Source organism: Paenibacillus psychroresistens (genome assembly GCF_009728935.1).
In the GTDB taxonomy this organism is placed as follows: domain Bacteria; phylum Bacillota; class Bacilli; order Paenibacillales; family NBRC-103111; genus Paenibacillus_AC; species Paenibacillus_AC psychroresistens.
In genome coordinates, this window is record NZ_CP034235.1 from 6,967,939 (window position 1) to 6,990,980 (window position 23,042).

Sequence of the window (23,042 nt, forward strand, 5' to 3'; positions counted from 1 at the left end):
TCAGTTGATTGTCCGAAACGGCGCAGCCGGCAGCCTATCCACGCCTATCAAATTTGCATCCGTGACATTGGCCCAGCCATAACGAACGAAACGCGGCAAAGTAACTTGCTCACTACTAACCCTTACTGTTTTACCATCAATCTCAGCATCTGCTAAATGAAACTCTCCATCCTCAGCAGCTATTTCAAATCCCGCCAAACGACCTCCGCCTCGAATCAACAAACCCGCTTCTACGTAATCAAAATGAACCACAACCTGCTCATCCTCCATAATTAACTCCTTATAAACTGGGCCCGAACTTTTAATCGCTCTGCCATAAACTTTATCTAATGCCAGTAAAGCTAAGCGCTCACCAACCGGCTTTTTATCAATCGGATGAATATCCGCGGGTTCACCGCAATCCAGTAATACAGCCATTCCCGTATTAGACAACCGGTCTGCTGCTTGCTGCTGCGCCTCTCTAATTAAAGGCCATTCCTCACCAGTTGGATTGTTGTTGCATGCATAAATCGGCAGCTGCACGAATAGAAACGGAAGCTCTTCATCCTTCCACTGTCTACGCCAATCTAAGATAAGAACCTCCATTAAATGACTATACATTTCCGGACGATGTGCGTCACTTTCACCTTGATAATAAATCACACCTTTAATTACAAAAGAAAATACTTTTCGCAGCATCGTTTCATATAAACCACTTGGGCGCATGAAGCTTTGCGGACTCATTGGAGGCGGCCATGGATACAACCCAAGCTCATCTCCTGTATGCCCTGCCTCGAAATTTCGATTGTGTTGGTTAACCGCATCATTGTATGCCTTATTTACCAGCTTGAATTCTTGCCAATCAAAGCCCTGCATCTGCTCCGAAAATTCTTTTGGATAAATGGAAAGCTCTGGATCTGCCTGCAACACTTCCTCTTCGACCCAGCAGGAAGCGGAGGTCCCCCCCCAATTGCAGCCGATAATCCCGATCGGTACTTGCTCCGATGCAATAAGATCACGTGCAAAATAATAAGCAACTGCTGAAAAATCACCGGCATTGTCGGGAGTACACGTTTTCCATTTGCTTTTAAATTTAATCCCCTCAACTTCAAAAGCAACCCTCGGCACCTCATAATAACGCAACAAAGCTAAATTAGCTGATTCAATCGCAGAGTTGGCATCCTTGCTTTTATTCAAAGACCATTCCATATTGGATTGCCCACCCGCTAACCAGACGTCTCCAAAAACAACATCCACTAACGTGATTGTACTATCTGCCGCTTGCACAATCAGCTCACAGGATTCCCCTACTCCCATAGCCGGAAGTGTTACTCTCCATTGGCCTTGCTGAACCTCATCAGAAGCACTTTCGCCGCGGCAGGAAACGGTCACCCTCTCTCCATCTGGCCCTGTTCCCCAAACTACAAAAGCTTTATTCCTCTGAATAACCATATGATCATTAAAAAGTGGATCTAATCGCAATGGCTTGCTCATATTTGTCACTCTCCATAAATAATGTGTTTGTCTGTCTTTAAATAGACTATACAACAAAAAAGCTCATCTCACATAATGAGAGAGCTTTTTTGTTGACTTCCATGTATACGGGCAGTAATATAATTTTGTATTACGCAATAATATAAAACTTTTAAAGGAGGATTTCAAGTGGCTCATTACTCATTGTCGGAGGAACAAAAAGCTTTTTATCATGGACAGGGGTATTTAATTAATTTGCCTTCGGTATTCAGTCCTGCTGAGATGGCACAGCTTAATGCTGAGCTTAAAAACCTGGAAGCGTTATTGGAACCAGGCGAGAAAATGATGGCTATTCGTGAATGGCATATCTCGAGCCGTTGGTTATATGATGTGTGTACACGTCCGCAGATTCTTGATTACGTTGAAGGGATTCTAGGGCCAAACTTTTATATGTGGGGATCACAATTTTTTGCCAAATCTCCTAATTCTAAAGAAACAGTAGCTTGGCATCAGGATGCTTACTACTGGCCGCTTCATCCGCACAACTCCGTGACGATTTGGCTGGCTTTTACCGATGTAAATGAAGATAATGGAGCCATGCAAATCATCCCCAAAAGCCATAAAGCGGGTTTAATTACACATACAAGCAACTCGGGAGATTCGGTATTAACCTTGGAGCTGGAGCAAGGTACCTTTAACGAAGCGGATGCGAAGTCATTAATCCTCCATGCAGGTCAGATATCACTACATGATGATGCGATTGTTCATGGCTCTCCAGCCAATCAGTCCGATCGTTGGAGGAATGGTTTGACGGTACGCTATTCAGGCACTAATGTGAAATGTGATCTTACTAAAGCACCGCAGTTTAAAGCTTATCTTGTCCGTGGTGCTGATGAATTCAACTATAATCCACCGGGAGTTATTCCGACTGAGCCATTTGCCAGGCTTTCTAAAGAGCACCATATTGCGAGCACGGATGAGTTTAAAAAATAAACGACTAGCAATTTACAGCCGCACTCCTTCAGATTCCAGCTCACAGTGGAGACCATTAGCTTAAGCTAATGGTTATTACTGCGTTCAAAAGCGATTTTTCCAAACTTAATATCACTAAACAAACCCATTTAACCGATACAACCCTGTATATACTTTTTGAAAAGAGGTTTTTCACATAGAATCGAATCGTCCCATGTCCTGGAGTAAAATATTCATTATTGTCGGTTTGTTTGCGCTAGCATTGACCAGCTTTCGTCTGATATGGATCAATTACCATGCTGTACCGGAGCATCCCAAAGCCGTTAAAGGTATATTAGATCTGAGAAATTGGGCGCTGCCAGATGACCGAACCATAACTTTAAAAGGTGATTGGGAATTCTACCCTTATGTATTCATTGACCCAGCCGTTAAAGGTTCACCCTCACTCTCTCAAAACAAAAGCTTTCTTAAGGTACCTGGCTATTGGGATGCCGCTTTCCCAAGAACAACAGATTCATCTTTTGACTATGGCACATATCGCTTAAAAATCCAGTTAGATACTTTGAATCAACATGCCTACGGGATCCGAATTCCGCTCATTCAAACAGCCTCTAAGGTTTTCGTAAATGGCGAATTGATAGCAGACTCAGGAACTCCCTCTGAGCAATATGATCAGCATATCTCACGGACCGTTCCTTACTCAGCTTCCTTTATAGCAAAAACGTCCGAAATTGATCTTGTCATACTTGTTTCTAATGATCGCACCATGAGTAATCCGGGTGGAATCGTCCAATCCATTAAATTTGGCTATGATACAGCTATAACGAATGAGAGATTCTTTTCTAGAGACATGCAGCTATTATTATGTGTGGTACTAGCTTTGCATTTTTTATATGCTGGTTTACTTTATTATTTAGGAACACGACAATGGGCATTGGTTTCTTTTTCACTATTGATCATCTGTACAATATTTTCGATTCTGCTGGACGATGATCGCCTATTGCTGGTCGGTCTACCAATCAATTTCGAATGGGCAACCAAGCTGTGGTTTCTAGCCTATATTTGCCTTTCCTACTTCATTATCCAATTCACCCTAGAAATGTTCCCTGAATATAAACGTATTCGAGCTTTACGCTGGTTCTCGATTGCATGCATTATCGCTGCCATCATTGATGTTGTAAAACCAATGAATTTCATTCCAGAATTCCAATTTCTTTTTTTCTTGATTAGTTTGCTGCCCATCTTCACGATCCCACTTCTTATGATACTTGCTATTCGAAGAGGGAATTCAGACGCTATCTTTTTATTGCTTGGCTCAGTCGGTATTACAATTAATCTTAGCTGGGGGATTGCTAAGAATTTTGGTGCCTTGGATTTAATCTATTATCCGTTTGATATTACCATTGCTTTTCTAGGATTTGCTTCTTATTGGTTTAAGCTTTTTTTCAAAAACACGGCGCAGACTGCAAGACTTGCCGAAAGGCTGCAAATTGCTGATAAACAAAAGAATGATTTTCTGATGAACACATCTCATGAATTGCGTAATCCGCTTCACGGGATAATTAATATAGCCCAGAATGTCTTAGACAGCGAAAAAAACTCCTTAAATGCTGAAAACACTAAAAATATGGAGCTTCTAATTAGTGTAGGACGTCGAATGTCTTTTATGCTCAACGATCTACTTGATCTTAACCGCCTTCGCGAAAAAGGGCTCTCGATCCAATTTACCAATGTTCAGCTGCAATCTCTCGTGGTTGGCGTTCTGGATATGCTCCGGTTCATGACAGAGGACAAGCCCATAAGCTTCGTTCAAAGCATCCGAGATTCTTTTCCAAAAGTACAAGCTGATGAAAACCGTCTCATTCAAATTTTATTCAATTTACTCCATAACGCTGTGAAGTTCACCAACGAAGGCTTTATTACTATTTCCGCAGAAGTTATAGATGGAAAAGCGCATATTATAATTGAAGACACTGGAATTGGAATGAATACTGAGCTGCTGCAAAGGATTTTTCAGCCTTATGAGCAAGGGGATTCCTCCGTAACTTCTATGGGCGGTGGACTTGGGCTCGGGCTTAGTATTTGTAAACAGCTGATTGAATTGCTTAATGGAAGCTTAAAAGTCAGCTCGACTCCTGGAGCCGGTTCAACTTTCACTGTTATACTCCCTCTGTCCAATTCGTCTAGCCAAAAGGATAATACTATTTATACGGAAGCTATGGTTTATTCAGAAACTGCTGCCTCCTTATCCACTATCCTTCCAGAAGCACCTTATGACTTGAACGCTACTGCTGTTGGAGATCGCCCAAGAATTCTCGCCGTTGACGATGACCCGCTTAATTTAAAAATATTAAACAATATCCTATCTGCTGAACAATATGACGTAGTATTGGCAAGAAACGGAAAGGATGCTTTAGCCAAATTAGATTCCCGGGAATGGGATTTAATTATTGCCGACGTCATGATGCCACATATGTCTGGCTATGAATTATCTGCGCTTATTCGTGAACGTTTCTCCATCGCCGAGCTTCCCATCCTATTATTGACTGCACGCAGCCGACCTGAAGATATATACACAGGGTTTTTATCAGGAGCAAATGATTATGTAACAAAGCCTATGGATGCCCTAGAATTAAAAGCTCGTGTACGCGCTCTGACCAATGTTAAACAATCGATGGCTGAACGGCTTCGTATGGAGGGAGCGTGGCTGCAAGCACAAATCCAACCGCATTTCTTATTCAACACCTTAAACTCCATTGCAGCACTCAGTGAGATTGATACCGATGAAATGCGTGAATTACTTAGCGTGTTTGGCGATTATTTGCGGGCAAGCTTTGATTTTAGAAATTTGGAGCGTATTGTGCCACTTAACCATGAGCTTGATCTCGTCCGCTCTTATCTATTTATCGAGAAAGTACGTTTTGAAGACAAGCTGCAGGTAATCTGGGAGATCGATGAGGGCATACCGCTATTAATCCCTCCGCTTTCTATCCAGCCGCTTGTTGAGAATGCTGTACGGCACGGTATATTGAAGCTTCCTGATGGAGGCAGCATTACCATTAAAATTGCCCAATACGCAGAGTACACAGAGGTTTTAGTTACAGATACTGGTGTGGGAATGAGTGAAGAGAAACAAAGTCAGCTTTTTCATTCTGTTGCTAATAAAAGAAAAGGCATTGGCTTGTTCAATACAGATCGCCGCTTGAAGCAAATTTATGGTACTGGACTTGTTATTCAGAGTAAGAAAGGTGTCGGTACAACGGTTAGCTTTAGAATCCCTTCTCCAGACGCTAATTAGCTGAATTTTCAGGAGCAGGTTTAATTCCGACAAGTGTCAGGATGCCGCAAATCAATGCTAATAATGCGAAGGAATAGAATAACAGCATGCTCTTATTCAAGAACAAAGCTGTTATTAACGGACCCAGAGCAACCCCAATAAATCGCATACTGCTATAAAGCGATGAAATGGTACCTCGCTGTTTCTTTTCAATTCCTTCCGTAATAAAAGCGTCGAGACAAGGAAGCATGATACCTATTCCAGCAGAGCTGATAAATAATAATGTGATCAGAATAAATAAGCTCTTAGTGGAAAGCAATGCGATCAATAGCATAGATGCAAGCAACAAGACGGCACCCACAAATGTACACCACTTCATTCTTGGTCTGCTCTTACCGACAAATTTTCCAGTCAAAAAGGAAGCCAGACAAATTGCACTTAATGGTATCGCAAGCAGCGTACCCTTCCATACCCCATAAATACGGTAAGTATCCTCAAGTATCGTGGAGAGGTAATAGAGAAAGCCGAACAATATAAACATCGAGATGCAGCCAATTGCAAAAACAGTATAAACCCAGAGCCCCTTCTCCAAAAGCAGCTTTTTAATCGAAGTTATGAACTCTTTAACCGAGCTATTGGACTGCTCCTTATTATCCTTCTTAGGCACTTTAACTAAGATTAGAACGGCTGCGATGCTGATCAAACAGATAAAAGGAATTACCGCCAAGGGAAAATACCAAACAATTAAGGCTAACACTGAACCCAGAATTGGACTTATTACTTTGCCAAATGTATTCGAGGTCTCAATCATGCCAAGCCCCTTGCTCACTTCCTCTTCACTTTCAAGCATATCGCCTACCAAGGGTAGGACTATTGGGAAGGCTCCGGCTGCTCCAATTCCCTGAATAAATCGTCCGAGCAAAATAATCAAATAAACGTGATCATTCCCAAACCACGCAACGAACCCAGAAATACATCCGCCAATCGTGGCAATTGACAGACCGATAATGATTATTTTTTTTCGTCCCCAACGATCTGATAAATAACCTGCAACCGGAATGAAAACAATAGAAACAGCAGCATACACCGTTATAATTAGGCTAGCTTGTAACGACGATATATGTAATTCTTTTTGCATTAGCGGCAGCACGGGAATTAGCATTGAATTGGCAAGCGTCATAATTAGTGGAATTGATGCAAGAGCAGCCAAATCCCATTTTTTTCTTTCCTTCAAGCTAGCTCACCTAATACCCTTCTAGTCCAATAGGACATATCAGTAATGTTCACCTATTAGTGAAAAATCATTCTTCGATTGAAGAGTTGCTTAGCTCATGCTTGACCGAATCGATCCACGCCAAAAAAGCCGGAAGCATTGCCTCCGGCTTTCCTGCATATTTTATTAAGGCCTCTTCAATGTAAGCCGTGTTCCTAGACTAGCATAATCATTCCCAGCCAGCCGGCTCATTGGATTCAGCTTATCTGGATTGATGTGCCCATCCTCATAAACAGCTTCATCGAAGTGAAAACGTACGACTCGTCCAATCAATAAATCACAAGCTGGCTCATCGCCTTCTTTACCCGAACCACCTAATGGAATCGATTGCTCCAGCAAGCATTCCATTCGAATTTTTGCTTCTTTTATACCCGGTACATCTATCACTTCACTGGCAATTGGCGTAAAACCAGCTCGCTCTACTTCACTTTCCTCTGAAGGCAGATTAGCTGCTGTTTCATTAACCTGATGAATGATTGATTCATCCGTTATATGAACAACGAACGAACCTTGTTCGATGGCATTCCTAGCCGTATCTTTCATTACACCCGACTTCCGCTGAACAGCTATGGAAATTAACGGAGGCTGGCTTGAAACAATGGAAAAGTAGCTGAAAGGAGCTGCGTTCAAAACTCCAGTTTGAGAAAGTGTTGTAACCAAAGCAATGGGTCTCGGAATAATACTGCCAATCAACAGCTTATAATTCTCTCTATCGGTTTGAGTGGTCGGATCAATGGATATCATAATTAGCTCCTATTTAGAAACGATTTAGTCCTTCCACTGCTTCTGAAACCAAGCTGCAGCCGCAGCTACTTCGGTAGAAGTTAGTTGATGTCCGTAGCGTTCCCAATGTACTTCGACCGCTGCACCCGCTCCACTAAGCAGCTCTTGCAGCTCTTCCGTTTCCTGCGGCGTACAGATCGGATCATTGCTCCCTGCGCCGATAAAGATCGGAATGCCAGATAAATCTGGAAGTGTAAGTCCTCTTAACGGAACCATCGGATGATGAAGAATTGCAGCTTTAAACGCATGCTTATAATGAAACAGCAGACTGCCTGCAATATTGGCACCATTGGAGTAACCAACCGCAACGAGGTTATCACGATCAAACCCGTTCTCGATGGCTGCCTCATCTAGAAACTCACTGAGCTCCTTAGTGCGGAAGATCAGATCAGCTTCATCAAACACGCCTTCTGCCAATCTCCTAAAAAAGCGCGGCATCCCATTCTCCAACACATTCCCTCTCACACTAATGATCGAGGAATCTGGAGAAATTTGTTTAGCTAGCGGCAATAAATCTCGTTCCGTTCCGCCCGTTCCATGAAAAAGAACTAAAGTCGGAGCTTCTTGGCGAGTTCCCTGCTGGAAGATATGCTTCATGCTCATGCTTGATTCGCCTCCACTACTCTTACTTTTATAGGCTGAAGATTGCCTTCAATTTGGGCACGATGCGGTTCATACCATTCAGGCAGCATCAGTTTTTCACCTAATGAATCTGCAGGCTCATCATTCGCAAATCCTGGTGGATCTGTTGCAATTTCAAAGAGTATCCCTCCAGCTTCACGGAAGTAGATCGCATTAAAATATTGGCGGTCAATAACAGGGGTCGGATGATAACCGTACGCTTCTGCTGCACTTCTCCATTCCAAATGCTGTTCAAAATCTGAAGCACGCCAAGCGATATGATGAACCGCTCCTGCTCCGTCACTGCCGCGTTCTACTGCTGCAAGTGGAATATCGATCACATTGCCAATTTCGCCATTGGACTGAAGCCTTGCATAAGTTCCATCTTCTCCGACCTTTTTAAAGCCGAGCAGGTTTTCAACGGCATCTATTGTTTTAGCCGGGTTAGTGCTGAATAATACCGCGCCTCCGAAGCCTTTAATCGCTTCTTCTGGTGTAATTCCACCAAAGGACCAAGTGCTCTTAGCACCCTCTGCACGTTCGACGATCTCAAGACCTAATCCTTCTTTATCTGTGAATTGAAGATATTGCTCAGAGAACCGACTAATTTTAGTAGTTGCAACTCCAAAGCTTGCCAAGCGATTTTCCCAGAAGCCAAGAGAGCCTTGAGGCACAGCATATGACGTAATGCCTACTTGGCCGCCACCGATTCTGCCTTTGCGAGATCCTGGAGATGGGAAGAAAGTAATAATCGAGCCTGGGCTCCCTGCCTCATCAGCAAAATATAAGTGATAGACCTCAGGTGCATCAAAATTAATTGTTTTCTTAACCATCCGAAGCCCAAGAATACCTGCATAAAAATCAACAATGCCTTGTGGATCGCTCGCAAATGCCGTCACGTGATGAATACCAGCTGTTTGTAATGTCATAGTAAACACTCCTTTTTATTATTAATATTAGCCTATATTTTCCTCAAATCACAAATCAATTATTTAATCAGGTTATCAAGTGAGTAGTCGCCAGAGCCAATCAATGCAATACCAATAGCCACTGCAAAAAGCACAAGTGTGTATTCATAACCATTAGCAGTGTTCCAAACGCCATTCTTATAATGTACCTTTATTATCGCACCAAGCATAGCCAAAGCAATTAATATTCCAGCTAGAGGTGTAAACAAACCTACCGTAAGTAGTGTTCCACCAACCAATTCCAGTAATCCAGCAAATACAGCCATTAGCACACCTGGTTTAATACCGATTGATTCCATCCAACCTCCAGTCCCTTTGGGTCCATACCCGCCGAACCAACCAAATAACTTTTGTGAACCATGCCCGATGAATAAAACCCCAACAACTACACGAATTAATAATAATCCCAATGCTACCATTACAATCACACTCCAATTAGTTTTATTTTAAAAGTCTTAATTTAAAGATATATGGCAAAACCTAGCCTCGAATTATCGAGGGATCTTACCTTTTATGATAAAGTGGATATTCCACTGTAGCGGGAACTTCAATCAGGATCAGCCTTAGGCTGTCATCTCCTGTGTTTGTGATCTCGAACTCTGTATCGACAGTAGCGGCCCCAATAATAAAGTCTTTGTGATGAAAATCAAGCGAATGCTTAGCTTCACCCGACTCTGCCCAGGTTCCTTGACCGCGGATTGCTAAAGCAGTCAATGTATATCCGGCAGCTACTTTTTGATGGTATAGCGATCCAGTGTTCACTTCTACATCCCACATTTTCACATCTGCCACTAATTCAACTGGAGCGCCTGAGCCAATCACTGTTTTAACCGAATATCCAGCATCATTGCTGATTTGCGGGAAATCCTCATGCTCATGTTGTCGATAGGTCGGCTGTCTTTTAACGGCTTGCGATAGCTCTGGCTCAAACCAAATTTGGAATAACTCCGCATTTGCTCCAAGCTTCTCTTGATGACTCACTCCTGAGCCCGTCTGCATAACCTGTGCTCCGCCTGCGCCAACTGTGCTCTGGGTTCCCAGCGTATCACCATGAAAAGCAGTGCCTTCAACCACATAAGTCATTATTTCAAAGCCTTGATGGGGATGTAAACCAATCATCGCTTCTTGACTGGAGAATGCCCATGCCCAATAAAATAAGGGACCTACTCTTTTAACAACGGCTCCCTCACCTGGAAAACCAATTGGTTTCTGTTCCTTGATTTTCCCGCCATCAAATTCGCCAATTCCCTGCATAGCCGGTGTATAAACCAATGCTTGCATAAAAACACACCTCCTTGTTAAAGTCTATTAATATTAAGCTTGTTCCGCACCTCTACCCAGTTTCTTCAGCAAGTCAATCACAGTTTTCTTCTCATCTGTGTTAACTCCATTAGAAATGGAATGAATCAAGGCGGCATGCTCTGGAAAGATTCGGCTGAAAAATTCATTACCGGCTTCCGTAAGCTCTGCAAAAATAACTCGGCGGTCTTCCTTGCAAGGTACTCGCTTGAGATACTCTTTCTTCTCTAGCTTGTCGATATTATACGTAATGCTTCCACTGGTTATCAGGACCTTCTCGCCTATTTGCTGTAAAGGAATTCTTCCCTTCGTATACAACACCTCGAGCACCATGAATTCGGACGGTGACAAACCATATTGCTTCATATCTTTAATGGCTTGGTCCATAAGCGTCTTATAGGCTTTAGATAGAACTACGAATAATTTAAGTGAGCTTGCTGCTGCATCATCTAATGGAATGGACAATGAATGTTCACCTCCCGTATATATCTTTAGATTAAATGTCTTAAATTAAAGATATAATATTTAAAGACTTCTGTCAAGAAGATCTTTAAGAATTCTAGTTCTCGTGAATTCGCACCATTCCATCGGCTCGTCCTACAATTAGTATATTGGTCATGTTAACGAATAAACCGTTCTCGGCTACACCAGGAATGCGATTTAGCTTCACTGTCATTTCGGCAGGATTAGTGATCGTATCAAATGGGCAATCTAATAAGTAATTGCCATTATCCGTAATAAAAGGAGCTCCATTGGCCATTCGCAAAGTCGGTGCACAGCCCAATCGTGCAATTTGGATGCTTGTAAGCTCCCAACCAAACTTCGCAACCTCAACAGGCAATGGAAAATGGCCAAGCTCAGAAACGCATTTGGAATGGTCCACTACGGTTATGAATACCGAAGAGTAGCTAGCAAGCATCTTCTCTCTTAGCAGCGCACCTCCCCCACCTTTAATGAGATTTACGTCTGAGCTAACTTCATCTGCGCCATCTATCGTCAAATCTAATTTTTTCATGCTTGGATACGGCTTAAATAACGGAATGCCTAATTCAATTGCGAGCTTCTCTGTTTGCTCTGATGTTGGTATGGCTTCGATTCGCAGACCTTCCTTCACCATTTCGCCAAGCTTAACAATCGTCCAATATACAGTTGAGCCCGTACCTAATCCAATCTTCATCCCATTCTTAACATATTCTGCAGCTTTTTCACCAGCAGCTTTTTTACTATCCACTATAGATCACCCTTAGTATTAAATTCTTTTTAATGCGCTTCTTCTAATAATATAAGGTTTTGAGGCAATATGAAATGAGCCTAGAGGATTGTTTCCTTTTACTTATTATTACTTATCGCCACTTGCTCTTCATGAAGCGAAGGCTATCGACCATTTCGCTCTCCTGTTGCTCGACCTTGCATTCTGCGGAAATCATGCCGGAGTAGCCGATTTCTCTAAGAATCGCAGAAAAGGTATCATAATCGTATTGCCCCGAGCCAGGGTTCCGTCTCCCGGTATCCGCCAGATGGATATGTGCTAACCAATCCTTATGCTCCCGCAATGTGCTAAGCGGCTCATTCTCCTCATCCATATGATAGAAATCCGCTAAAACCCGCACCGCCGGATCGTTAATTTGCTTCGCATAATACACGCCATCCGCAACGCTGTTGATGACGTTTGATTCTTTGCGGTTGAGCGGTTCAATCGCAAGTATCACACCGGTATCCTTCATTTCAGCTGCGCACCAATTTAGCACCTGCAACAGTTGTTCCTCTGCGCGGGCAGTCTCCCAGCCCTCGGGAATGGTACGAGCTCCACCGCTTCCCAATACGGCAATCCTTGCCCCTGCTTTGACAAAAACTTCAACCGCAGTCGCTATGTATCGTCGAATACGTTCGACATCAGCAGCTGGCCCAACAATTTTGATATCCTGTGGAAAAAAAACGTTGAACGCTTTTACTGGTAGTGGCGATTGCTGAACAAGCTTAAGCTGGCGGCGATATTCTTCCTGGTTCTCAAGCTGCATTGGAGCCAAGGCAAGTTCAATGTAATCAAATCCAAGTTTGGCAAGCAGCTCAGCATCTTTTAAATCGGTACACCAACCGAATGAATTCATTGGATATCCCTACCTTAATTTATATTTGTATTAAGCTTACTTCAGTGTAGCATTAAAACTCTACAATAAATAACCTGTTTAAATTTCCATCTATACGGGTAAAAGTCTTTATCAAATAAAAGGAGATGTTAACTATGACAGAACATAACGGAACGAGCGATAAGATTAAAGGTGCAGTTTCCAAAATAAAAGGTGAAGTCAAGGATCAGATTGGCAACGCAACCGACAATTACTCGCTTCAAGCAGAAGGCAAGCTCGATAAAATAAAAGGCACCATTCAAGAAGAAATCGGGAAAGCCAAGGATCAGCAGTAAAACGTGAAAAGAGGCTATTGGAGGAAATGATCCAATAGCCTTTTTTATTCAAGCTCCATCCATTCATGTTATAACTCCATCTGGATATCGTGTTAGAATCTCCTTATCATGTCCCGGCAGCAAGAGATCTCCAGCAAGCTTCAAGCGTTTCAAGGCATCTACGGATTCATAAAGACTAACTCCCAACCCAATCGGATAATCCATTTCTAGGTTATCGAAGAGATACGCAACATCCCCTGTTAAAACAACACTTCCCACTTTCGTTGAGATTTGTACTGCTTGCGAGCATGCCGTATGACCTCCAGTCCAGATGACACGAATCCCTGGCAATACCTCTTCCTCTTTTCCGACAAAACGCAGCTGGCTTTTCATTTCATTAGCCATATAAGCCAATAAATCCAGCGGAAATTGATCGAATACGGGATGAATTGGATTTCTTGCCACCTCCCAGCCTGCTCCGTTAACCACAATGACAGCACGGGTAAACAGTGGAATATTCGCAATATGGTCATAATGAAGATGAGTTAGAATGACCATATCAATGTCATCTGCCTGAAGCCCATGGCTCGCCAATAAACTAACCGTATCCTCGCCAGGTCCAACTGGGAAAGCGATTTGACTATTCTTGGCCCTTTCTACAAACTGCTTGGGATACTCTCCGCCCATGCCCGTATCAACAAGGAGCTTCTTTCCTTCCCCTTGAATTAACCAGAAGTAACAATTGACATCCCTCGTCCGATCAAAGCCTTTCATATAAAGAAAGATCGGCTCCGGTGCAGTATGCGTTGCCGTTTTCAAGCATTGTATGTGATAGTTATGAGTCATGGCTAACCCTCCAGCTTACACGTCATAAAGATAATCAAAAGCAGATTCTCTTAGCTCAATACCTGCTCCTATTCCTGTTGGAAGTGAAAACCAGCCATTCTCGGGCGACGTAATCCCTGTAAAGATTGGGTCATAATTATCGACATCTGCTCCATTGATATAAGCGAATTCTGCATAAGGGATATTAATCTCCGCAAAAATATAATGCAATGCCCAAGGCTGCAGTCCACCTGCATGCGGAATAACTGGTATATGTTGAGCGGAAGCCATCGCACAAATTTTGCGAACCTCTGAAATGCCGCCGCACCAGCAAATATCCGGCTGGAGAATTTCAGCAGCCCGCGCATCCAACAGCTGTTGAAAACCATAACGGGTATATTCATGTTCACCCGTTGCAATTGCAGCTGATGTGACTCTGCGATTAATAACACCATAACCTGCATAATCGTCTGGCGGGAGTGACTCCTCAATCCATTTCACACGAAATGGAGCAACCAATTCAGCCATCCGCACCGTATACTCCACATTCCATGCCATAAAACAATCGAGCATAATTTCTTTATCAGGACCCAATGCCTCTCTGGCTTGGCGCACCAGCTCAACATTCTTGTCCATTCCTTCCTTACCAGATGCAGGCCCATAAGGCATGGCAAGCTTCTGTCCCATAAAGCCGCGTTCCTTGGTTTTCTCGAAATCATTGCCTGTTACATAAGCCTGAACCTTATCTTTAACAGCCCCGCCAAGCGTTTGATATAAAGGCTCGTTTCTTGCTTTCGCTATCAAATCCCAAAGTGCTAAATCCACAGCCGAGATTGCCATAATGGGTGAACCTTTGCGGCCGTAGGTTATGGAGGAGCGGAACATAATATCCCAATGCTTCTCGATTTGGAAGGGATCCTTGCCCAGCAAAAACTGACTTAAATGATCCTTAATAATGGCCGCAGTGCCACGCCCACCAGTGCTTTCACCATATCCGGTAACGCCCGCATCTGTTTCAATCTGCACAATAACTCTACCTCCCATCCCTAACCATAAGGATCGGCGATCAAAGTATTCAGGATGTATGGACATCGGATTAGCAATAACCGTTTCTGATAACCATGATCCTTTTTTCGGCAGCGGCTTTTCTGCGGATGAGTCCTGCCCAGCCTTGGCATGCGCTTCTGTCTCGACTTTGCTTTTTCCGGTAACAAATACATTAACATGGGTAATTTTCAAGCTAATCCCTCCCAATATTTCTTACAACGAGCTATCTCAGCAATCATTAGGGTGATGCAATATACGTCCCATCCTCATTGACTAATAATTGATTCCGACCCTCATTAGCACCTGAGTTATCCCACGGCCACACATCACGAAAATACCAGCGCGCTTCAGGACCAAGCTTATCAATCACCGCTTGGGTTACATTGCTGTAACGATGCCAACGCATGCCAATATTGCAGAAAGCAAACAGAATTGCCACTCTCGGATGATTGGGGTTAGTCCATACTGGTCCTGCATGGCAAGTATTTTCACTAAAAAAAACTACTGATCCAGCAGGAGCCTCATAACCCTCAAAAGGAAAGGGATAGCTTATCTTCTTTTCCTGAAGCGAAGCAGGAACGGCTAAATTAGCTTTATGGCTGCCAGGTAGAAAAACAGTTCCGCCATCATCCTTACCAACAGCATTCAATTCCACTACCATTCTCGTTAATCCGGAATAGCTCTGCCCTTGAGTAAAATGATAATGGAAATGCGGATTGCGCATTGGCCCTCCTTGATGCGGCCCTTGTATATCCCCTTGCCCTTGCTCTCTCACAACAGAGAATACTTGATCCAGTCTGACATCCGGTCCGATTAAATGATGGAGGGTTCCTTTAACAATCGGATTGCTTAGTATGACTTCCGTGGGACCTCCAGGAATCGTTGAGCCCTGGACTATGCCAGCCCTTTGTTCTGCTGCGCTTCGATTCTGCTTCGCTTGATTGATTTGTTCAACCTGCTCCTTCATTGCAGCAACCTGTTCATCCGTAAACACATTAGGAAATACAATATACCCTTTAAGATCAAATAAAAATTTCTGTTCCTCTGTCAGCTGATACTGGGATAGATTCATTCTAAATTCGATTGCCATATTAGAAATTCTCCTTTCGCATTACGTTATCTTACCAATGCTCCACCATCCACCGCCATCAATGCCCCTGTCACCCATATACTGTCATCTGCTGCCAGATAAACCACTGCTTTACCTAAATCCTCAGGAGTTCCATGGTCTCTTAGCTCAAAAGGGTCTCTCGACGCAGCTGGAGATTGGCTTTGTATAGCCTTTAGCTCTGCCATTTGCTCTACATTAATATCTGTAGGCACACCTCCGCAAAGAATTGCATTCACACGAATCCCATACTTTCTCAATGCATTAGACATTGAACTCGTCAATGAGTTAACCCCACCTTTGCTCGCTGCATAATGAACCTGTTTATAGCCGCCGCGAGCTGCAGTAACCGTGCTTATATTAATGATAGATCCGCCACCTTGACTCCTCATATGCAAACCAACAGCTTGTGATGTAAAAAACATGCCCGATAAATTGACCTGAATAGTGCGATTCCACGCTTCTTCTGTAATATCAAAAAAGTCCAGAAAAGGACAAATGCCTGCATTGTTGACCAGAACATCGATCGCTCCAAAATCCGTTCTTACATTTGCCACCATCTCATCTACTTGAGCTTTAATGGCTACATCCGTTTGATAGATACGCACTTCGCCACCGAATGCTTCAATCTCCGCTGCAGCCTTGAGTGCCTCAGCTTCATTGCTTGTATAATTCAAGGCAACTCTTGCTCCCGCCAAGGCCAATTCCTTACATATGCCCCTGCCAATTCCACGACTACCACCGGTGACTATTGCGACTTTACCGGATAATTTACCGTTCATCGATGCCTCCTACCTGTATTTAATTACCCTTTAACCGCGCCTGAGGTAATCCCAGAAATGTAATATTTCATTCCAAAGCTGAAGATAACTAGCAACGGCAAACAGGATAGTACATATGCAGCCATACGCGGACCATATTGAAGACCACTCGTTGTCATACCAACCTTTTGGAGCTGAACCGTGACCATTTGATTCGCTTCACCATTAATAGCAAGTAACGGCCATATAAAATCATTATAATTTCCGACCAAATTCAAAACGGCCAACGTGATCAAAATTGGATAAGAAAGCGGAACTGCAATACGCAGGAAATTGGTAAACTCTGATGCACCGTCAATACGAGAGCACTCAAATAACTCATTGGGCAATGCTTCTAAAAAAGTTCGGCAAAGAATAATTCCAAAGACTTGGCCCCCAGCAACCCAAGGTAAGAATAAAGCCCACCATGTATCTAATAAATGATAATTGGACATCTGAACATACAAAGGAATCAAGGTTAAAACACCAGGTATCATTAAAAGGGATAGGATAAGATAGTAGAAAAATTCCTTCCCAGGAAACCGGAGCCGTGCGAATACATAACCGCTAAGTGCAGATAAGAAAACCACACCAACCGTCGCTGTTCCTCCAACGAATACACTGTTTGCTAAATTCCGGCCAATCCCTTTAAAGGCAACATTGTAATTCTCCCAAACCCACGGACTAGGCAATCCCCAAAAGTCAGAAAAAATCTGCCCGTTATTGCGTACCGACATGGAAAGCATGACGATTATAGGAACATAAGTAAGTGCCGTCAATACGATTAACGCAATCCAAACTGCTGCCCTGGCTGATTTAGAAGATTTATGCATGAATTTTACCTCCTGTCTTTTTCGAATAGGTCAAAGTTCATTGATCTGACGTTTTTATGCGAATTTGAAAGATCGTCCCTACAAGAATAAACATAAAAAGTACAATTCCCATAGCAGAAGCATAACCATAATCGTTAAAGCGTGTCGCAGCAAAGAACAACTCCAAAGCTGGCAGATAGGTGCTGTCAAACGGACCGCCTTGTGTAGTGACGTATACGAGAGAGAAGTCCTGCATGGTTCCAATGAAGGTTAAGATTAATAGCAAACGCATCTGCCCCATTAATAAAGGGAGCTCAATATTCCAAAAACGCCTGAACTTGCCAATACCATCCATGATCCCCGCTTCGAATACTTCACTTGAAATACTGATTAACCCGCCATAGAAGATCAACAAAGCGAAAGCACCAATCCAGGGAAATCCGATAAAGGCTAATGCAGGCATAGCGGTTGCCGATTCTCCAAGCCAGGCATGCTGCAGGTTTTCCAGCCCAAAAACAGCCAATACTTGATTGAGCACACCGAAATTACGGTCGTAAATAAACAACCACAGTAAGATCCCAACAATGCTAGGGACCACAAGCGGATACACAAACAGATTACGCATAAAATATTTGGCTCGCTCTGAGCGTAAATGAAAGATCATCAGTGCAACTAACAGCGGAGCAGCAAGCTGTAAAAACCGTGAAACCAGTAGAAAAAACAAATTGTTAATGCCAATCCAAAAATAATGGCTGTTAAATACTTTGATGAATTGATCGAAACCAACAAAGATAGTATGCAGCCCAGGCTTCCAGTCCGTAAAAGAATGATAGAAGGCAGAGTAAGCAGGATAATAATTAAACAAAGCCAACATAAACAGAGTTGGCAGAATTAATAGATAGGCGATCTTATTCTTCAAGGTAAGCTTGACCGTTAAGAGGATGCTTTGCTGCATCTTGGGAGAAGAAAACATTAGACGTAATGTAAGGATACAAATGGCGATAAATCCAATAATAATGGCTAAAATTATAAAAATACTGTGCAGAGAGGATGAGGAATCAAAGGATTGCATAGCAGCTACATGGACTAGGGAAATGTGGTCGCCAACCGCTATTAAATTTTTACCGCTGAGATCGAGATGAATATGTTTAGCCCCATTGTTCAAAGGCAGCTGGGTGATTTCTTTACCGGTTTCGGCTGAAATCAGGTTTAGGTTCCCCTTCTCGTCCAGCAGCATTAAACTTGTACCTGATGGAGAGGCTGTCACATCTATAAAGCTTTCATTGTAGGATTCAGTCCAAATGGCTTTCCCTTGAAAATCCAACGCACCTACAGCACCTAAATTATCCGCATAGACTACACGATCGCCTACAACAGAAATGCCATAAATCGGAGCCTTGGCAAGAGCCTGCCAGATGGGCTTACCTTGATTATTGAGTGCAATAACACGAGATGAATTCGTTCCTACGAATAAAATTTGGCCATCAGGAGAGTATGCCAACGTTCGCAAATCTACGTTGCTTTCATATTTCCAAACCTGGGTGCCCGCAGAATTAAATGTGTAGATTCGGTATTTACCAGCGATAATTGTTCCGGCAGATACGGAAATTTGTCCTTCTGAATTCCACGCCACAGCAATTGCTGGATACGGAATAGGCAGACTCTTCTTCATTTTCCCGTTAGCCGTATCCATTATATATAAGAACCGATCTTCTGTGACGGCTGCAAGCTCCATTTCGTCTTTGGATAAAGTGATATCTTTGACAGTGCCTGTTGTTTTTACTGTCCAGACAACATCTCCTGATTTATCTAATTTCACCAGCTCGTTATTCTTGCTTCCAATAATAAATCCTGTGTCCTTCTGCAGGGAGACTGCACTCTCCAAGGATCCAATGTCCTTAGTCCATGCAACTGGTGTTGCTAAATCCCGTCCAATATACCAAATAAAAATCAGCAGAATAAACGTAATACCCATTAAAGCAAGCGTAGCAACAGTCCATCTCCGCAAATGGATGACCTTAGTTTTTGGAGTAATGTAAGGATTCATCAATGCACTCCCTTCATGAAAAGGAATGAGAGGTCAGAAGACATCTCATTCCTTTAGCTACATTAAGTTTTTTTGAATCATTTGCGTTCAGGCTGCTTCTTCTCGGGAGTATCCAGATCAACCAGTTCCATTTTTTGTGATTGAATCGCTTTTTCAAAATTCTTATCTATCGATTTCTGGTAAGCAGTCAAGAATGTATCCAACGGCTTTTTGCCAGAGAAATATTCCTGGGCTAAGCTGACCCATTCACGCAATAATGGCTGATAATCATAAATACCGCGCGATAATACGCCCATTGCATTGCCTTTCTCCGAGTTACCCAACAGCTTTAAAGCATCAAATTTCTCTTGCAGCTGAGGCTCCAATGTTATTCCTTTAATAATTGGCGGGCCTGCAATGCCTTGGCCATCCTTCAATGTAGCATCCAGATAAACGCTATATCCAATGGAGCTTGCATAGTATTTCAGAAAGTCTACTACTAAATCGTTATGTGCCTGATCTTTTTTAATTGCTCCTATGAAGCCAATAGGCACTTCAATCGTACGAACCGGTGCTTGAATGCCAGCACCCGACATGTTAGGCATTGGGAAAACTCCATATTCAAATGCCGGCAATGCATCTTTGCTTCCCCCATTTTTCGTAGAATCCTTGAGATCCTTATCAAAAGAAGTAAGCAACCAAGCACCATCAACACGAATAGCTGCTTTTTGAGTCAAGAATAAGGTGTAAGCCGATGGATCCTTAGTACCGAAAAAACCAGGCTCCACAAATTCCGGTATTATTTTTTTGTAATTGGTATAAAGTGTTTTGTATCCATCATTAGTAACGTTTAAATCTCCTGTCTTGACAGCTAATGCTTGACGTAATGGATTCTTATTCACCTTGGCATCATCATCATTGTGCGGATCAGCTAAATCCATTTTCCAAACACCATCTACTTCTGGATCGTAACAATAATCATTAGGTTGGCAGCGTACTTTCTCCAGATCTGTTCGGGTAGCTGAATCCGCATAAATACGTGCTAACCAGCCCATACTTCCCGCCCAGAAGCTGTCAAAATCTCCACCAATACCGATAGGAATATATCCGGCGGCTTTCAATTTCTTACAAGCTTCCACCAGTTCGTCCCAGGTTGTTGGCGGTGTTGCAATGCCAGCTTTTACGAAAGCAGATTTATTATAAAACCAAGCTACTTGAACGGTTTCTAAATTGATATTGTAGATTCCACCCGTAATACTATCAACGGACTGTGTAGAGAAATCTTTGAAGGCATCTTTCCATATTTCATTGTTATGATAGGCATTTGGTTGATCATAATACGGTTTAAGATCAACAAACCTGGTTTTTATTAAATCAGCTACAACATTATTGTTTACTATATCTGCTGCCGGTTGGTCAGAGGATAATTGAGCGCGAAGCCAATCTGCATAACCCTCAGCCGGTTTTAATTCAACGTTAACTTTGACTTTTGGATGCAATGCCGTATAAGCTTTGGCGATCGCATTCCAACCGGCATTGTTAGTGGAGCCAAGATTAATGTTTATTTCACCTGATAATTCCACTTCAGGAACTGGCGTAGCTGTTTCTGGAGCAGGTGTTTCTGGGGCAGGTGTTGCCGGAGCCACTGTTTCTGGAGCACTTGTCGCAGGTGCAACAGATACTTCAGGGGTCGGTGAAGGTGTAGAACTGCTCTTAGTACAGGCTGCCAATGATAACATTAAAATCATAATGACCATAAAAATAGAAATCGGCTTCAAATGCTTGTTCATCTAAATCATCCCTTTCATATTAAAACTAGGTAAAACATACTAATTATTACACCGTATTTTTTGTTTGCGCTTTCATATCATTGTCCCTGTAGTATATTATATATCTATGAACCACGCAATATAAATATACATATAAATTAATATTATAATTAATTACATTAATAATTAATATATGTATATATTATTAAAATAATAACATAAAAAAAAGACTATCCTTGGTATCGGACGGTCTGATTTATATTAAATAGTTTCTATCTTTTGGGTCCAGTACTATTGCGAACAATTAATTCAGGAACAATCTCATCCCGCATATTCCCGCGAGGATATTCGAAATTTAACATCTCCACTGCCTTCTTACCAAGAAGATCGGTATTCTGTCTAATAGTAGTTAAGGAAGGTGATGCAAACTGGCTGATCATAATATCATCATAGCCTACCACACTAAGATCTTCTGGTACGGATATGCCCCGCTCCTTCGCAGCTTTAAGTACACCAATTGCTTTGTAGTCACTCGTTGCGAAGATCGCTGTTGGTGGATTCGGCAAATCTGCCAGCTGCTGAAACGCTTGATAACCCATGGCTTCACTTTCTTCATTTCCACTCATTACACAAACTAGATCGATATCAAATTCAATATTGTGCTGATTTAAGGCTAATTTGTAGCCTTGAAGTCTAAATGAAAACTCTTGATTGATCTCAAAAAAAGATTTCCCCGTTAATATAATACCGATTCTTGTATGTCCATGGATTAACAAATGCTCAGTAGCTAAATAGCCGCCAGTCAAGTTATCAACAATGACATAAGGAATTTGCAAGTGAGGGTAATAATATTGGATGGTGACCAGCTTTCGATCTTCATCTTTCCACTTTTTCAATATTTCCATAGGTATTTCAGTTGCTAAAGGTAGACTGGGAAGCAAAATGAACCCTATGTCATCTTCTTCTGGCAATTCAAATTTATTTCCCATATCCCACATTTGAATCTCAATTCCGTTTTCTTCACTACCTTTTTTTAACCCTTCCAGCAAGTCACCATAAAAGCGTCGCTCAAAAATAATCAAGCTATCTGTGTGGTAAACAAAAAATATCTTCTTTATATTAGGTTGGAGGTTGGATTTAACTATCTGTTTGTTGTCATCCAATCGCAAAAATGTACCTTTCTTCTGCGTTCTATAAATAATCCCCTCGTTTGCCAGCTCCAACAATGCCCTTCTTGTTGTTATCTCTGAGGTATTGTACATTTGGGTCAATTCACTTTGTGAAGGGAAAGGCAGCGTCGGTTCAAACTCCCCCGCTTGTATTCTTTTCTTCAAATCATCGATGATTGTTTGATACAACGGTTTCTTTTTATCTTTTAGCATCTGCATACCCCCTTCGCTGAAAAAAGTATACATTAATAATATTATAAATGCAATATTTAAAATCTATCGCAATTATATTAAACATCAAAAATAATATACCTCATTAAGGAAAATTTGGTATTAGACTAATCCTAATAGCTATTACCTATGATCAAAATAGTTTTTATATATTAGAATTATAAGGTTGTTTAAAATATACTAGGTCAAAACGAATGTAGGTGCTCCTC

21 protein-coding genes are annotated in these 23,042 nt (G+C 42.2%); 3 read left to right on the plus strand and 18 right to left on the minus strand.

The window, feature by feature from the left end; genetic code table 11:
- The gene (locus EHS13_RS31330) at window positions 1–1,473 is read right to left on the minus strand and encodes a sialate O-acetylesterase (RefSeq protein WP_155704133.1); all 1,473 of its coding nucleotides are present in this window, start codon (window positions 1,471–1,473) and stop codon (window positions 1–3) included.
- Between the two features lie 168 nt (window positions 1,474–1,641).
- Here EHS13_RS31330 and EHS13_RS31335 point away from each other — a divergent pair, with 168 nt between their 5' ends.
- The gene (locus tag EHS13_RS31335) at window positions 1,642–2,445 is read left to right on the plus strand and encodes a phytanoyl-CoA dioxygenase family protein (RefSeq protein WP_155704134.1); all 804 of its coding nucleotides are present in this window, start codon (window positions 1,642–1,644) and stop codon (window positions 2,443–2,445) included.
- Window positions 2,446–2,638: 193 nt separating this feature from the next.
- Window positions 2,639–5,722 (plus strand): hybrid sensor histidine kinase/response regulator, encoded by a 3,084-nt coding sequence (locus EHS13_RS31340; RefSeq protein ID WP_155704135.1) that lies wholly within the window; start codon window positions 2,639–2,641, stop codon window positions 5,720–5,722.
- Here the strand turns inward: EHS13_RS31340 and EHS13_RS31345 are convergent.
- From EHS13_RS31345 to EHS13_RS31385, 9 genes are all read right to left on the minus strand, one after another.
- Window positions 5,715–6,935, minus strand: coding sequence for an MFS transporter (locus tag EHS13_RS31345; RefSeq protein ID WP_155704136.1), 1,221 nt, complete (start codon window positions 6,933–6,935; stop codon window positions 5,715–5,717). The two genes, EHS13_RS31340 and EHS13_RS31345, sit on opposite strands and share 8 nt — an antisense overlap.
- 165 nt (window positions 6,936–7,100) lie before the next feature.
- The gene (locus tag EHS13_RS31350; RefSeq protein WP_155704137.1) at window positions 7,101–7,718 is read right to left on the minus strand and encodes a flavin reductase family protein; all 618 of its coding nucleotides are present in this window, start codon (window positions 7,716–7,718) and stop codon (window positions 7,101–7,103) included.
- 24 nt (window positions 7,719–7,742) lie between these two features.
- The gene (locus tag EHS13_RS31355) at window positions 7,743–8,354 is read right to left on the minus strand and encodes an alpha/beta hydrolase (protein WP_193571565.1); all 612 of its coding nucleotides are present in this window, start codon (window positions 8,352–8,354) and stop codon (window positions 7,743–7,745) included.
- 2 nt (window positions 8,355–8,356) lie between these two features.
- The gene (locus EHS13_RS31360) at window positions 8,357–9,307 is read right to left on the minus strand and encodes a ring-cleaving dioxygenase (RefSeq protein ID WP_155704139.1); all 951 of its coding nucleotides are present in this window, start codon (window positions 9,305–9,307) and stop codon (window positions 8,357–8,359) included.
- Window positions 9,308–9,366: 59 nt separating this feature from the next.
- A complete protein-coding gene (locus EHS13_RS31365) occupies window positions 9,367–9,765 on the minus strand; it encodes a DoxX family protein (protein WP_155704140.1) in 399 nt (132 codons plus the stop codon).
- Window positions 9,766–9,850: 85 nt separating this feature from the next.
- Window positions 9,851–10,627 (minus strand): pirin family protein, encoded by a 777-nt coding sequence (locus tag EHS13_RS31370; protein WP_155704141.1) that lies wholly within the window; start codon window positions 10,625–10,627, stop codon window positions 9,851–9,853.
- A gap of 33 nt (window positions 10,628–10,660) precedes the next feature.
- Window positions 10,661–11,110 carry a MarR family winged helix-turn-helix transcriptional regulator gene (locus EHS13_RS31375; protein ID WP_227013622.1) on the minus strand — a complete coding sequence of 150 codons (450 nt, stop codon included), beginning with the start codon at window positions 11,108–11,110 and terminating at the stop codon, window positions 10,661–10,663.
- A gap of 94 nt (window positions 11,111–11,204) precedes the next feature.
- The gene (rpiA, locus tag EHS13_RS31380; RefSeq protein WP_155704142.1) at window positions 11,205–11,876 is read right to left on the minus strand and encodes a ribose-5-phosphate isomerase RpiA; all 672 of its coding nucleotides are present in this window, start codon (window positions 11,874–11,876) and stop codon (window positions 11,205–11,207) included.
- Between the two features lie 112 nt (window positions 11,877–11,988).
- Window positions 11,989–12,753 carry a sugar phosphate isomerase/epimerase family protein gene (locus EHS13_RS31385; protein ID WP_155704143.1) on the minus strand — a complete coding sequence of 255 codons (765 nt, stop codon included), beginning with the start codon at window positions 12,751–12,753 and terminating at the stop codon, window positions 11,989–11,991.
- A gap of 134 nt (window positions 12,754–12,887) precedes the next feature.
- Between EHS13_RS31385 and EHS13_RS31390 the strand changes: the two genes are divergently transcribed.
- Window positions 12,888–13,067: a CsbD family protein gene (locus EHS13_RS31390; RefSeq protein ID WP_155704144.1), complete on the plus strand. Its 180-nt coding sequence runs from the start codon at window positions 12,888–12,890 to the stop codon at window positions 13,065–13,067.
- 63 nt (window positions 13,068–13,130) lie between these two features.
- On the opposite strand, the gene EHS13_RS31395 is transcribed toward EHS13_RS31390, so the two are convergent.
- From EHS13_RS31395 to EHS13_RS31430, 8 genes are all read right to left on the minus strand, one after another.
- Window positions 13,131–13,892 carry an N-acyl homoserine lactonase family protein gene (locus EHS13_RS31395; RefSeq protein WP_155704145.1) on the minus strand — a complete coding sequence of 254 codons (762 nt, stop codon included), beginning with the start codon at window positions 13,890–13,892 and terminating at the stop codon, window positions 13,131–13,133.
- Between the two features lie 15 nt (window positions 13,893–13,907).
- Window positions 13,908–15,110, minus strand: coding sequence for an enolase C-terminal domain-like protein (locus EHS13_RS31400; RefSeq protein WP_155704146.1), 1,203 nt, complete (start codon window positions 15,108–15,110; stop codon window positions 13,908–13,910).
- A gap of 46 nt (window positions 15,111–15,156) precedes the next feature.
- Entirely contained in the window at window positions 15,157–16,008 is an 852-nt protein-coding gene (locus EHS13_RS31405; protein WP_155704147.1) for a phytanoyl-CoA dioxygenase family protein, read from the minus strand.
- Window positions 16,009–16,034: 26 nt separating this feature from the next.
- Window positions 16,035–16,808, minus strand: coding sequence for an SDR family NAD(P)-dependent oxidoreductase (locus EHS13_RS31410; protein ID WP_155704148.1), 774 nt, complete (start codon window positions 16,806–16,808; stop codon window positions 16,035–16,037).
- Between the two features lie 23 nt (window positions 16,809–16,831).
- Window positions 16,832–17,659: a carbohydrate ABC transporter permease gene (locus EHS13_RS31415; RefSeq protein ID WP_155704149.1), complete on the minus strand. Its 828-nt coding sequence runs from the start codon at window positions 17,657–17,659 to the stop codon at window positions 16,832–16,834.
- A 37-nt stretch (window positions 17,660–17,696) separates the two neighbouring features.
- Window positions 17,697–19,685, minus strand: a complete 1,989-nt coding sequence (locus EHS13_RS31420) for an outer membrane protein assembly factor BamB family protein (protein WP_155704150.1) — start codon at window positions 19,683–19,685, stop codon at window positions 17,697–17,699.
- Between the two features lie 77 nt (window positions 19,686–19,762).
- The gene (locus EHS13_RS31425; protein ID WP_155704151.1) at window positions 19,763–21,454 is read right to left on the minus strand and encodes an ABC transporter substrate-binding protein; all 1,692 of its coding nucleotides are present in this window, start codon (window positions 21,452–21,454) and stop codon (window positions 19,763–19,765) included.
- Window positions 21,455–21,705: 251 nt separating this feature from the next.
- A complete protein-coding gene (locus EHS13_RS31430; RefSeq protein WP_155704152.1) occupies window positions 21,706–22,815 on the minus strand; it encodes a substrate-binding domain-containing protein in 1,110 nt (369 codons plus the stop codon).
- Window positions 22,816–23,042 lie beyond the last annotated feature (227 nt).